The organism is Rhodoblastus acidophilus (assembly GCF_900187365.1).
Lineage (GTDB): Bacteria > Pseudomonadota > Alphaproteobacteria > Rhizobiales > Beijerinckiaceae > Rhodoblastus > Rhodoblastus acidophilus.
In genome coordinates this window covers 521,355-534,497 of sequence record NZ_FYDG01000002.1, presented here as the reverse complement: position 1 = coordinate 534,497, position 13,143 = coordinate 521,355, and the positions used below count along the sequence as shown (strand labels likewise).

The 13,143-nt window shown below is 66.4% G+C and carries 10 protein-coding genes and 1 other RNA gene; 8 read left to right on the top strand and 3 right to left on the bottom strand.

Going from position 1 to position 13,143, the window contains the following annotated elements; genetic code table 11:
* Positions 1-89: 89 nt before the first annotated feature.
* Together ribA and CFB24_RS07780 are read left to right on the top strand one after the other, a co-directional pair.
* Positions 90-1,184, top strand: a complete 1,095-nt coding sequence (gene ribA, locus CFB24_RS07785; protein WP_088519991.1) for a GTP cyclohydrolase II RibA — start codon at positions 90-92, stop codon at positions 1,182-1,184.
* On the top strand, positions 1,156-3,501 hold the full coding sequence (locus CFB24_RS07780; protein ID WP_244593063.1) for a glycosyltransferase family protein: 2,346 nt from the start codon (positions 1,156-1,158) through the stop codon (positions 3,499-3,501). The genes ribA and CFB24_RS07780 overlap by 29 nt, the downstream gene beginning before the upstream one ends.
* On the opposite strand, the gene panB is transcribed toward CFB24_RS07780, so the two are convergent.
* A complete protein-coding gene (panB, locus tag CFB24_RS07775; protein ID WP_088519989.1) occupies positions 3,498-4,307 on the bottom strand; it encodes a 3-methyl-2-oxobutanoate hydroxymethyltransferase in 810 nt (269 codons plus the stop codon). The two genes, CFB24_RS07780 and panB, sit on opposite strands and share 4 nt — an antisense overlap.
* A gap of 285 nt (positions 4,308-4,592) precedes the next feature.
* Between panB and dnaG the strand changes: the two genes are divergently transcribed.
* The 6 genes from dnaG to CFB24_RS07745 all read left to right on the top strand — a co-directional run bounded on the left by dnaG (position 4,593) and on the right by CFB24_RS07745 (position 11,313).
* Complete coding sequence (dnaG, locus tag CFB24_RS07770) at positions 4,593-6,488, top strand: DNA primase (RefSeq protein ID WP_088519988.1); 1,896 nt, start codon at positions 4,593-4,595, stop codon at positions 6,486-6,488.
* Positions 6,489-6,732: 244 nt separating this feature from the next.
* Positions 6,733-8,742 carry an RNA polymerase sigma factor RpoD gene (rpoD, locus tag CFB24_RS07765; protein WP_088520136.1) on the top strand — a complete coding sequence of 670 codons (2,010 nt, stop codon included), beginning with the start codon at positions 6,733-6,735 and terminating at the stop codon, positions 8,740-8,742.
* Between the two features lie 108 nt (positions 8,743-8,850).
* A non-coding RNA gene (ssrS, locus tag CFB24_RS07760) (6S RNA) lies at positions 8,851-8,998 on the top strand.
* The gene (locus CFB24_RS07755; protein WP_088520135.1) at positions 8,987-9,685 is read left to right on the top strand and encodes a 5-formyltetrahydrofolate cyclo-ligase; all 699 of its coding nucleotides are present in this window, start codon (positions 8,987-8,989) and stop codon (positions 9,683-9,685) included. The genes ssrS and CFB24_RS07755 overlap by 12 nt, the downstream gene beginning before the upstream one ends.
* Positions 9,658-10,467: a TIGR00282 family metallophosphoesterase gene (locus tag CFB24_RS07750; RefSeq protein ID WP_088519987.1), complete on the top strand. Its 810-nt coding sequence runs from the start codon at positions 9,658-9,660 to the stop codon at positions 10,465-10,467. The genes CFB24_RS07755 and CFB24_RS07750 overlap by 28 nt, the downstream gene beginning before the upstream one ends.
* 99 nt (positions 10,468-10,566) lie before the next feature.
* A complete protein-coding gene (locus CFB24_RS07745; protein WP_088519986.1) occupies positions 10,567-11,313 on the top strand; it encodes a YebC/PmpR family DNA-binding transcriptional regulator in 747 nt (248 codons plus the stop codon).
* A gap of 49 nt (positions 11,314-11,362) precedes the next feature.
* Here the strand turns inward: CFB24_RS07745 and CFB24_RS22490 are convergent, their stop codons facing one another.
* Positions 11,363-11,575: a hypothetical protein gene (locus CFB24_RS22490; RefSeq protein ID WP_111390719.1), complete on the bottom strand. Its 213-nt coding sequence runs from the start codon at positions 11,573-11,575 to the stop codon at positions 11,363-11,365.
* A gap of 51 nt (positions 11,576-11,626) precedes the next feature.
* A complete protein-coding gene (locus tag CFB24_RS07740; RefSeq protein ID WP_244593064.1) occupies positions 11,627-13,009 on the bottom strand; it encodes a cation diffusion facilitator family transporter in 1,383 nt (460 codons plus the stop codon).
* Positions 13,010-13,143: the final 134 nt, after the last annotated feature.

The window sequence follows — 13,143 nt, the reverse complement described above, 5'->3', positions numbered from 1 at the left end:
CGCACCGTAAGGCATGAGGCTGGCTTCGCGCGGCCGAAAGCACTATGTAGGCTATGTCGCCGCCGCGCTTTCGGAGTCACAAGAGGCCCATGCACGATATATCCGGTCTGTTTCCGGCGCACGAAAGTCTTGGGGCTGTCTCGGTGGAGCGCGCCATCGCCGAATTGCGCGCGGGTCGGCCGGTCATGCTCACGGAGACGGCGGTCCGGCTGCTGGTCTATCCGGCCGAACAGCTCGACAGCCACGCGGCGGACTCGCTGGCGCGCATCGGCGGGGCGCGGCTGATCCTCAGCGAGCAAAGGCTCGGACGTCTCGGCGTCGAGCGCGACGGGCCCGGCCTGATCGCGCTGCCGGACGTCAATCTCGATCGCATTTCCGCACTGATCCTCGACGAGGACGCCCGCATCGACTCGCCCGTCGTCCCTCCCATTCCGGCGGAGGAGGCGGCGCTTGACCTGCTGCGTCTCGCGCATTTGCTGCCCGCCGCGCTTCTCATCCGGCTGGACGCGCCGGTCGCCGGCCTCAACGAGGTCGCCGGCTGCGACATAAGGGCGTTTCGCGCGCGAAAAATTACGTCGCTGCGGCTGATCGGCCGCGCGCCCGTGCCGCTCGAAGGCGCGCCCCATTCGGAGATCGCCGTGTTTCGCGGCGGCGAGGGCCTGCGCGACCAGGCCGCGGTGATCGTCGGCGAACCCGACCTGTCCGGCCCGGTGCATGTGCGGCTCCATTCGGCCTGCCTCACCGGCGATCTGTTTGGTTCGCTGAAATGCGATTGCGGCGACCAGTTGCGCCATACCGTCAAATTCATGGCGGAGAACGGCGGCGGCGTGATCCTCTATCTCGACCAGGAGGGGCGCGGCAACGGCCTCGCCACCAAGATCCGCGCCTATGGCCTGCAGGCCAAGGGTTACGACACCTATGACGCCGACGAGATTCTCGGGTTCGGCCTCGACCAGCGCCGTTTCGGCTATGCCGCGCGGATGCTGGATCTGCTCGGCGTGACCCGCGTGCGGCTGATGACCAACAATCCCAAGAAGATCGAAGCTTTGCGCGCCGCCGGCCTCGAGGTCAGCGACCAGCGCATCCAGGGGCGGCCGACGCCGCACAATATTCATTACCTCGCCACCAAGCGCGACAGGGCAGGTCATTTGCTCGATGTTGATGTCCCCACCGCCGAAGACTGAGCCGTTCCGGGTTTTTCTCGCCTCCGTTCTGATTTTTTTCGCCGCCAGCCTGTATTTGTGCTGGCCGTGGGTGTCGGGACAGGTGACGATTCCCTGGGACGCCAAGGCGCATTTCCAGCCGCAGCTGTCCTTCCTCGCCCATGCGCTGCATCGCGGCGCCGCGCCCTGGTGGACGCCCAATGTGTTTGCGGGCATGCCGCAAATCGCCGATCCGCAGAGCCTGATCTTTTCCCCGCTCTATCTGGCGCTGGCGGCTTTGGTCCCCGAGCCGAATTTCCAGCAGGCCGATGGCGTCGCCTTCCTGATGCTGACGCTCGGCGGCCTCGGCTGGATGCTGTATTTCCGCGACCGGGGCTGGCGCGCCGCCGGCGGGCTGGTCGCGGCTTTGGCGTTCGCTTATGGCGGGTCGGCGGCGTGGCGCATCCAGCACACCGGGCAGATCCTCAGCTTTTCCTGGTTCCCGCTGGCGTTCTGGGCGCTGAATCGGGCGCTCGACCGCGGCTCGTTCCGATGGGGCATGGCGGCGGGCCTGTTCGCCGCCTTCATGGTGCTGGGGCGCGACCAGATCGCCTGGCTGTTCTGCCTCGTGCTGGCGGCTTTCGTCGTCTATCGCGTCTTCGCGCCGCCGGCGCCCGACGGTTTGGGCGCCGGCAAGCGTTTCGCGCGGATGCTCAAGCCTTTGGCCGGCGGGACGCTGGTCGGATTGATCGTCGCGGGTCCCGCGCTGTTGTGGACCCTCGCGCTGGCGGAGCAGTCCAACCGCTCGGAGATCACGCTGGAAGGGGCGATGCGCGGCTCGCTGCATCCGGCCTCCGTGCTGACCGCCTTCGTCGCCGACCTGTTCGGCGTGCAGGGGCCGTTGTCCGGGTTCTGGGGGCCGCCCTCGCCGGGCTGGGGCGAGACCGGCCTCTATATCGCCCGCAACATGGGCGAACTGTATTTCGGCGCGCTGCCGGTCGCCGCGCTGCTCGTGTTCGGGATCGGGCGCGGCTGGGCGTTGCGCCGCCCCGCCGTGTTTTTCTTCGGCGCGCTGCTGGCGATGTATGTTTACGCCATCGGCAAATATACGCCGGTGTTTCCGGCTTTGTTCGACGTGCCCGGCGCCAATCTGTTCCGCCGCCCGGCCGACGCCACGTTCCAGATCGGCGCTTTCGCCGCCGTGCTCGGCGGTTTCTGCGTTTCGAGCTTTCTCAGCGCCGCCGCCGCCGACCGCCGCGCGCCGCTCGGCTATGGCCTGCTCGGCGCCGTGCTGATCGCCTGCGTCGGGGTCGCGCTGGCCAAGGGCCATGCCGACGCCTTGCCGGCCATCGGCTTCGCGCTGGCCTGTTTCGGCCTGTCCTTCGCCGGCCTGTTCGCCGCGCGGCGGTTTGAGCGCCGGCCGGCGCTGGCGCTGCTGCTGGTCGCGCTGCCGCTCACCTTCGACCTTTCGCTCAACAACCGGCCGAATCAGTCGACCGCGCTGCCGCCGGAAACTTTTGACGTCCTGCGCGAGCAGACCGGCAACGAGACCATTGGTTTCCTCAAGCAGAAGCTGGCGGAAAACGCCGCGCCGGACCGCCGCGACCGCGTCGAGCTGGCGGGGATCGACTTCCATTGGCCCAACGCCGGGCTGACCCATGGCCTCGACATGGATCTCGGCTATAATCCGATCCGCCTGCAATTGTTCGTGGACGTCACCCACGCCATCGACCATGTCGCGCTGCCGGAGCAGCGGGAATTTTCGCCGGCGTTTCCGTCCTACAAATCGCCGATGGCCAATCTGATGGGCCTGCGCTGGATCGCCACCGGCGTTCCCGCCGAGCAGATCGACAAGACGCTGAAACCGGGCGACCTGCCGCTGGCGAAGCAGACCGCCGACGCCTTTATCTACGAGAACAAGGACGCTTTGCCGCGCGTGCTGGCGCCGGCGCGCGCCATCGCGGCGGATTTCGCGGCGCTGGAACGCGACGGCGGCGTGCCCGACCTGGATTATCGCCGCAATGTGCTGTTCGACCGCGCCGATTGCGCGCGGCTGGCGCTGTCATGCCAGGAGGCGCCGCAAGACGTGTCTGGGGGCGAGGCCGGCGAAGCCCGGATCGCCGCCTACGAAAACACGTTGGTCGAGGTCGAGGCGACGGCGCCCGCCTCTGGCGGTTTTCTCGTCCTCAACGACGTCTGGCAGAACTGGCAGGCGGTTTATGTCGATGGCGTCGAGGCGGAACTGCTCAAGGCGAACCTGATGTTCCGCGCGGTCAGGCTCGCGCCGGGGCCGCACAAGGTGCGGTTCCAGTTCGAGCCTGTCCGGGCGTTCAAGCGGTTTTGGCCGGCGGGCCGTTAGCCCGCCTTCTTGCAAAGCTGCTCCAAAACGTCGGCCGGCATGGCCGCGCAATTGGACAAAGTCGGGAACGCGCCGCTCTTGACCTCGGCCACATAGGCGGCGGAGGCGGTCTGCATCGCCGCGCCGACCTCGGCGAAACGCTTGTTGTGGCGGAAGTTCTTTTCCGTATAGCCGAGCACGTCCGGGAAAACCAAAACCTGGCCGTCGGTGGCGGGGCCGGCGCCGATTCCGATGGTCGCCGCCTTGATCTCCTTGGTGACGATCCCCGCCAGTTCGGCCGGCACCAGCTCCAGCACCAGCATGAACACGCCGGCCGCGTCGAGCTGTTTCGCCTCCTCGCGCAGGCGCTGGGCCTCCTCGAACGTCTTGCCGTGCACGCGGCGCTCGCCGGTTTGCGGCTCGTAGCCGATATGGCCGCAGACCGGCACGCCGGCGCTGGTCAGGGCGTGAACGATGTCGGGGTGCGCGCCCTCGAACTTGACGGCGTTGGCGCCGGCTTTTTGCAGCGCGAGGCCGCTCGCCACCGCCTGCTCCGGCGTGTCGTAGGTGGCGAAGGGCAGGTCGGCGTAAATGAACGTGTCCGGCGCGCCGCGCCGCACGGCGGCGGTGTGATGCGCCATGTCCGCGAGCGTCACCTCGCGCTCGCTGGCGTAGCCGAGAATGTTCACGCCGACGCTGTCGCCGACGAGAATGGCGTCGACGCCCGCCGCAGCCTGCGCCCGCGCCTGCGGCGCGTCATAGGCGGTCATGGTGGCGATTTTCTCGCCCTGGGTTTTCATCTCGGCGAATTTGGCAATCAGACGCATGGTCTCTCACGGTGTTTGTCGCCCCGACCCGACAGGAATCACGCCGGACATTTTTGCAATCTGGGCAGGAATTGTGTCCGAAAAACGGGGCAGGTCTTCCGGCGTTCCATCCAGGGCGCGAGTCTCTAGTCAAAGCCTCGGAGAAGGTCCATATGGCCAAGGGTCGACCTTGGCGTCGACCTTCGCCCTGTGGATAGCGGCGACAAGTCGGCGACTCGTCGCGGTCGGGCTTGCATCGGAGCGGCCGCGACGTCATGGCAAATAGGCGAGCATTCTGACCGGACGATGAAATTCACGCCCTCCTTTCTCGACGAGATTCGGGCGCGGCTTCCCATGTCGGAGGTCGCGGGCCAGCGCGTGCGCCTGAAAAAACAGGGGCGCGAATGGCGGGGACTGTCGCCGTTCACCGCCGAGAAGACGCCGTCGTTCTACGTCAACGACCAGAAGGGCCAGTTCTTCGATTTTTCCGCCGGCAAGAACGGCGACATCTTCGAATTTGTCATGGAGACGCAAGGCCTGCCCTTTCCCGAGGCGGTCGAGCAGCTCGCCGGCCTCGCCGGCCTCTCCCTGCCGGTCGAGACGCCGGAAAGCGCCGCTTTCGAGAAGAAACGCGCGACTCACCTCGAAGCGCTTGAACTCGCCGCCGATTTTTTCGAGCGGACCCTGAAGGGCGCCGCCGGGGGCAAGGCGCGCGCCTATCTGGCCGAGCGCGGAATCACCGCCGAGGCGCAACGGAGGTTCCGGCTCGGCTATGCGCCGGGCGAACGCTTCGCGTTGCGCGATTATCTGGCGGGCAAAGGCTGCGACGCCGAAGTGATGAAGGAGGCCGGGCTGCTGACTCACGGCGAGGGCATCGCCGTGCCCTATGATTTCTTCCGCGACCGCGTGATGTTCCCGATCTGCGACCGCGCCGGAAAAGTCATCGCCTTCGGCGGCCGCGCCATGAGCCAGGAGGTTCAGCCCAAATACAAGAATTCGGCGGAAACCCCGCTGTTTCACAAGGGCTCGAACCTCTACAACCTGCATGTCGCCCGCAAGGCGGCGCATGAGCGCGGAACGGTGATCGCGGTCGAAGGTTATGTCGACGTCATCGCGATGAGCATGGCCGGGTTCGATCACGCCGTGGCCGGACTCGGCACGGCGCTCACGCCCGATCAATGCGAACTGCTGTGGAAAATGGCGGAGGAGCCTATTCTGTGCTTCGATGGCGACCGGGCCGGGCGCAAGGCGGCGTTTCGCGCCGTCGAGACCGCGCTGCCGCTGATCGGGGCGGGCAAGAGCCTGCGCTTCGCGCTGCTGCCCGAGGGCCAGGATCCTGACGACCTCGCCCGCTCCGGCGGCGCGCCCGCGCTGCAAGCCGTGCTCGACGCCGCCAAGCCGATGGCGGAGATGATTTTCGCGCGCGAGGTCGAGGCGCATCCGCTCGACACGCCCGAGCGCCGCGCCGCCTTCGAGCGCCGGCTGCGCGATTGCGCCGGCCAGATTCGCGACGAGGTGTTGCGCCGGCATTATCTCGACGATTTCCGCGAACGGCAGTTCCAGCTGTTCGGGCGCGGGCGGCGCGAGGCGCGCGAGCCGTTCGTTCCGCGCGGGAGGGGCGCGCCGCGTCCGGGGTCGCGCGGGCCGATGACCGCGAGTTCGGCTCTGCTGCGATCGAGTCTGTTTTCGGCGCCCAAACAGGCGTCGGCGCCGCGCGAAACGCTGATTCTGGCTTTGCTCGTCAACCACCCCAACCTGATCTCGCGGCACGCCGAGGATCTCGCCCGTCTCGAATTTTCCGGCGGCCAGGGCGAGAAATTGCGTGACGCCCTGCTGGGGCTGGCGGAACCCGATATGACCGCCGAAACGCTGCGGGAAAAGCTAAGCTCAAGGGGTTTCGGCTTATTTTTTGAGGAAATCGCCGGCAACGCCACAATTTCGACACTTTGGTGCGTAAGGCCCGAGGCTCACGAAAACGACGCAGACGTGGCTTTGCGACAGGCTCTGGCCTTGCATCGCAAGCAGCGGGCGCTACATAGGGAACTAAGGCAGGCGGAGGCGGCTCTTGGCGCCGGGCAAAACGATGAGGCCAGTTTCGCGGCCCTGACGGATATAAGAGCGCAGCTTTCTGCGCTTGAAGGCGTGGAGGCGACAATTGAGGGCTTCGGCGCATCGTCGGGGCGCGAAGACAGAAATGTCTGACCTTCCGCTGCGACGCGCGGTCGCGGGGGGGAAATCCGCCGGAAAACACATGGTTAAGCGGGTCTTAAATCTTTCCGCGCAACTTGGGTGTGAGGGCGATTCGCAGTTCGCGCGCCGCCGATGAGGAATTCTTGAGCTTGTCCGCGTTTCCCAGGGGGGAGCGCGCGCAGGCTCGATTGGCGCTTCGGCGCCCGCCTGCGGCATTCGCCGTCGGGCCAGCATGGAAATGTTCTGGAGTCGCCATATGGCCAAGAAAGACGACGCGAAACCCGAGGGCGAGGCTGCTGCGGACGTCGCCGACAGCCCCTTGCTGGATCTGTCGGACGCCGCCGTCAAGCGCATGATCAAGACCGCCAAGAAACGCGGTTTCGTCACCTATGCCGAATTGAACGCCGTTCTGCCGTCCGAGGAAGTGTCGTCGGACCAGATCGAGGACGTGTACGCCATGCTCAATGAAATGAGCATCAACGTCATCGAGGGCGACGACGCCGAGGAGACCGAGGAAGAGGCTCCCGCCGAGGAGGAGGAGGCCGAGGGCGGCGAGCTGACCGAAGCCGCGCCGGCGCGCGCCGTCGCGACCCGCACGTCCGAACCGGCCGACCGCACCGACGATCCCGTGCGCATGTATCTGCGCGAGATGGGCTCGGTGGAGCTGTTGTCGCGCGAGGGCGAAATCGCCATCGCCAAGCGCATCGAGGCCGGGCGCGAGGCGATGATCGCCGGCCTGTGCGAAAGCCCGCTGACCTTCCAGGCCATCATCATCTGGCGCGACGAACTGGTCGAGAGCCGGGTGCTGCTGCGCGAGATCATCGACCTTGAAGCCACCTACGCCGGACCCGAGGGCAAGGGCGGCGTCCGCGGCGAGGAGGAGGAGGACGAGGAGGGCGAAGCCCCCTCGACCGCCCCGCGCAACCCGCCGGCGGGCCTGGAGGACGAGGCGCCGATCCCGCCCGAGAATTTCGACGAAGAGGACGACATGGAGAATTCCGTGTCGCTCTCCGCCATGGAAACCGAGCTGAAGCCCAAGGTTCTCGAAACTTTTGATCGCGTCGCCGATGCTTATAAAAAGCTGCGGCGTCTGCAGGACCAGAATGTCGAGAACAAGCTCAAGAACGAGCAGCTGACCCCGGCCCAGGAGCGCAAATACAAGACGCTCAAGAAGGAGATCGTCACCGACGTCAAGTCGCTGTCGCTCAACCAGAACCGCATCGACGCGCTGGTCGAGCAGCTCTATGACATCAACCGCCGCCTGATCGGGCTGGAGACCAAGCTGCTGCGTCTGGCCGAAAGCTTCGGCGTGGCGCGCGAGGACTTCTTCCGCAACTATCATGGCGCGGAACTCGATCCGAAATGGGTGCTGCGCATTTCCAAGCTGGGCGCGCGCGGCTGGCGCGATCTGGTGGCGACCTCCAAGGACGAGATTCACGATCTGCGCAGCGAAATCCATGCGCTGGCGACGGAAACCGGCCTGGAAATCCAGGAATTCCGCAAGATCGTCCATATGGTGCAGAAGGGCGAGCGCGAAGCCCGTCAGGCCAAGAAGGAAATGGTCGAGGCCAACCTGCGCCTCGTCATCTCCATCGCCAAGAAATACACCAATCGCGGCCTGCAATTCCTCGATCTGATCCAGGAGGGCAACATCGGCCTGATGAAGGCGGTGGACAAGTTCGAGTACCGGCGCGGCTACAAATTCTCGACCTATGCGACCTGGTGGATTCGGCAGGCGATCACGCGCAGCATCGCGGATCAGGCCCGCACCATCCGCATCCCAGTGCACATGATCGAGACGATCAACAAGATCGTGCGCACGTCGCGGCAGATGCTGCATGAGATCGGCCGCGAGCCGACGCCGGAGGAACTGGCGGAAAAGCTCGCCATGCCCTTGGAAAAAGTGCGCAAGGTGCTGAAGATCGCCAAGGAGCCGATCTCGCTGGAAACCCCGATCGGCGACGAGGAGGATTCGCACCTCGGCGATTTCATCGAGGACAAGAACGCGATCCTGCCGATCGACGCGGCGATCCAGTCCAACCTGCGCGAGACCACCACGCGCGTGCTGGCCTCGCTCACGCCGCGCGAGGAACGCGTGCTGCGCATGCGCTTCGGCATCGGCATGAACACCGACCACACGCTGGAAGAAGTCGGCCAGCAGTTCTCGGTGACGCGCGAACGCATCCGTCAGATCGAGGCCAAGGCGCTGCGCAAGCTCAAGCACCCCAGCCGTTCGCGCAAGCTGCGGTCGTTCCTGGACAATTGATCCGCCGCGACGACACATGCGCAAGCCCGCGAGTCCCTCGCGGGCTTTTTTGTTTTTACATCACATTTTGTCATGGCGCCGGCGGCCGAACGCCCCTAAATTAAGCGGGCGGCGCTGCGGGGTGCGTGTGGATATTTCCCCGGGGCCTTACGATCCCTTAGGGAGCTGTCCCTGCCCTCGTCCGTGGACTTTGGCACACGGCGCCCACCTACTATGTAGGTACCCGGGATCCGTCCCACGGCTTTTGTGGCCCGCACCTGTTTTCGACGCGCCGGAGCGGGCGCCGCTCGGCGAGGACTGCGCTCTGGATAGAACTGCGGATTTCAAGGCTGAATTGCGGGCGCGCTTCAAGGTTTTGCGCGCCGCCATTCCTGCCGCCGAGGCCGAAGCCGCCGCGCGCGCCGTCGCGCAAACCGCGCCGTCTTTCCTCAATCGTCTCGCGCAAAACGCCGGGCTCGCGCCGCAACAGGCGCCGGTGGCGCTCTATTGCGCCTTGCCGGGCGAATTCGACGCGGCGCCGTTGCTCGGCGCGCTGGCCGCGCTGGGGTTCCTGACGCTGCTGCCCTGCGCCGCCGCCAAGGCCACGCCGTTGGTCTTTCGGCGCTGGCGTCCGGGCGAACCGCTGGCGTCCGGCCGGTTCGGCCTGAGCGAGCCGCCGCCGGAGGCGCCGGCGCTCACGCCGAAAATCCTGCTGGCGCCGCTGCTCGCCTTCGACGGCGAGGGCGGGCGCCTCGGTTTTGGCGGCGGCTATTACGACGCGACGCTGGCGGCGCTGCGGGCCGGCGGCGCGCTCCTGGCGGCGGGCGGACTCGCCTTCGCTGTGCAAAGGGCGCGCGACCTGCCGGTGGAAAAACACGACGCGCCGTTGGATTTCGTGATAACCGAACATCAAATCCTGGATTTCATGGGAGACTCATGCGCCTGCTCTTCATCGGCGATGTGATCGGCCGCGCCGGCCGCGCCGCCATCGCGGAACATGTTCCGGTCTTGCGGCAAAAACTCGGGCTGGATTTCGTGGTCGCCAATGGCGAGAACGCCGCCGGGGGCTTCGGCCTCACGGAAAATATCGCGCAGGATTTTCTCAACGCCGGGGTCGATTGCGTCACGCTCGGCAATCATTCCTTCGACCAGCGCGAAGCCCTGGTGTTCATCGAGCGCGCGCCGCATGTGCTGCGCCCCGTCAATTATCCGCCGGGCACGCCGGGGCGCGGCTCCTGGCTTTACGAGACCAAGGCCGGCGCGCGCGTGCTGGTGGTCAGCGTGCTCGGCCGCGTGTTCATGGATGCGATGGACGATCCCTTCGCGGCGGTCGAGCGCGAACTGTCCGCGTGTCCGCTGGGGCAGGCGGCCGACGCCATCATCCTCGACCTCCACGCCGAAGCCTCCAGCGAGAAGCAGGCGCTCGCCAATTTGGCCGACGGCCGCGTCTCCATGGCGGTGGGCACGCACACCCATGTGCCGACGGCCGACTGGCGCATCCTTCCGCATGGCACGGCGTTTCAGAGCGACGCCGGCATGACCGGCGATTACGATTCGGTGATCGGCATGGATAAGGACGAACCGATCCGGCGTTTCATCCGCAAGACGCCGGGATCGCGGTTCGAGCCGGCCGACGGGCCGGCGACCCTGTGCGGCCTGTTCGTCGAGACGGGGGCGGATGGTTTGGCGAAACGGGTCGAGCCGGTGCGGGTGGGCGGATTGCTGGCGCAGGCGCTGCCGGCCTGATCCGGCCCGTTTGCGGCGGTGTGAGGCTTTTCAGAGGCGTTTCGCGCGTTTATAAGGCGCGGTCGAATTTGCGCTCTAGCGAGAACAGCAGGGATACCCATGGCCGGGCATAGTCAGTTCAAGAATATCATGCACAAGAAGGGGAAGCAGGACGCGATCCGCTCCAAAATCTTCTCCAAGCTGGCCCGCGAAATCACCGTCGCCGCGAAAATGGGCATGCCCGATCCGGCGATGAATCCGCGCCTGCGCCTTGCGGTTCTCGCCGCGCGCGCGGAAAACATGCCCAAGGACAATATCGAGCGCGCCATCAAGAAGGCCGCCGGCGGCGATTCCGAGAATTACGACGAGGTGCGTTACGAGGGCTACGCGCCGGGCGGCGTCGCCGTGATCATCGAGGCGCTGACCGACAACCGCAACCGCACCGCGGGCGAAGTGCGCTCCTATTTCACCAAGGCGGGCGGGGCGCTGGCGGAAACCGGCGCGGTGTCCTTCATGTTCGACCGCGTCGGCGTGATCGAGTTCCCCGCCAAGGCGGCGAGCGAGGACGCCATGATGGAGGCGGCGATCGAGGCCGGGGCCGACGACGTCTCCAGCGACGAGGAAGGCCACGAGATCACCACGTCGCTGGAAGGCCTCGCGGAAGTGACCAAGGCGCTGGAAGCCAGGTTCGGGGAGCCCAAATCGTCCAAGCTGATCTGGCGTCCCCAGAACAATATTCTGGTCGATGACGAGGCTGGCGAAAAGATCCTGAAGCTGATCAACGCGCTCGAAGATAATGACGACGTGCAGAACGTCTACGCCAATTTCGAGATTTCCGACGCGCTGATGGCCAAGCTCGGCGGCTAATCCCGCGACGCGCGCCGGGGCGGCTCATCGCCGCGCTGGCGGCGCGTCTTCACTCGTCGTTGGCGGCGTTGAGCTGATCGGGCGTGAGGGTCTCCACCTGCCCGAATTCCTCCAGCGCCATGCCGGCGAGCCGCCGCAGCGCGGCGGGCCTGTCCGGCCGGTCCGGCTGCGCGCCGCGCCAAAGGTCGAGACGCGCGAGATCCTCGGCCGACAGGACCACGGAGATTTCAGCGCCGGCGGCGCCTGAATGTGTATCAGTCATGAGCTTTGCGTCCTCTACCGACACGACGTGAGCGGCGGCGAAAAGTTCCTGTCACGCCTCGCCGGCCGGTTCGGCATGGCCGACCACGCGCAGCAGATGCGGCATTTTTTCCCGCAGGGCGCGCTCGATCTCCTCCATCGCCTCATGGGTGGCGGCGACCGAAAGGGTCGGCCAGACATGGGCGTGAAAGTTCACCACCAACCCCTCGACCGTCACGCGGACGCGGACGTCATGCACGTCGGCGATCGCCTCATGGCCGGCGGCGGCCCGTTTCAGCGCCTGCGCGATGGTGGCGAGCGTGGCGGCGTCGGACTCGTGGCCGATCAGCTTGTCCGCATGCAGCGGCTCGATATGGCTCTCGACCTCGATTTCCGCGCCGATTTCCGCGCGTATGTCGTTTTCCAGCGCGGTGGCGATGCCGTGGGCCTCGCCGGTGGAGAGGGCGCCATCCACTTCGAGATCGAAGGCGATGCAGTCGCGGACGCCGAGATGGTGGACGAAAATGTGATGCACGGCGAGCTTTTTGCGCGCGGCGATCATCACGATGCGCTCGGCCAGGGTCTCGTCGTCGAGCGCGCGCGGCGAGGCCGACACATTGGCCTCGGTCTCCGGCGAAACCTCGCCGATGCGGGCGCGCACGGCGGCCTCGATTTCCGCGACCCGCTCCAGCGGCAGCGAGCGCGCCACGTCGATGAACACCTCGCCCAGGATCTTCGGACCGTTGGGGCGCAGCTTGATGGCGTGCACGGCGACCACGCCGGGCACATGCGCGATCTCCTCGCGCAGCCGGTCGGCGAGGCCTTCCGGCGCGCGATCCAGCAGCACGCCCAGGGTTTCCCCGCCCAGGCGATAGCCGGCGAAGCCGATGAACACGGCGACGCCGACGGCGGCCAGCGCGTCGCCCTGCCTGAAACCGTAAGCATTGGCGACCAGCCCCATCAGCACCAGCGCGGAGCCGACGAGATCGCTGGCGAAATGCAGCGCGTCGGCGGCGAGCGCATGGCTTCCGGTCTTTTTCGCCACGGCGCTGAGGGTCAGGAAACGCGCGCTGTCCACGACGATCGACACGATGAGCACGCCAAACGCCCATCCTGAGACGTCCACGGCTTCGACGCCCTCGCGCAAATGCTGCACGGCGGTGAACAGCACATAGAGCGCGAGGCCGGCGAGCAGCCCGGTCTCGAACAAAGCCGACAGCGATTCATATTTGCCGTGGCCGTAATGGTGCTTGTCGTCGGCGGGCTTGTTGGCCTGGCGCACGGCGAAATAGGTGAGGATGGTCGCGCCGGTGTCGATGGCGTTGTGGGCGGCCTCGGACAACAGCGCCAGGGAACCCGACGTCAGGCCCGCCGCCGCCTTGCCGACCGTGAGCAGCGCGCTGGCGAAAACCGAGCTGAGCGCGACCTTTTCCTTGAGCGCGGCGTGTTCGGTCACGTGTCCCCCCAATTGGTCTCTCAGATAGCAGACCCTCTGCGGCGGCGGCAAGGCGCGCGCCTTCGTCCGTCGGTGCAGCCAAACGCGCCGCCGGATGCTACAACAACGGCGCCAAGGCTCAATGACAGGCCGGC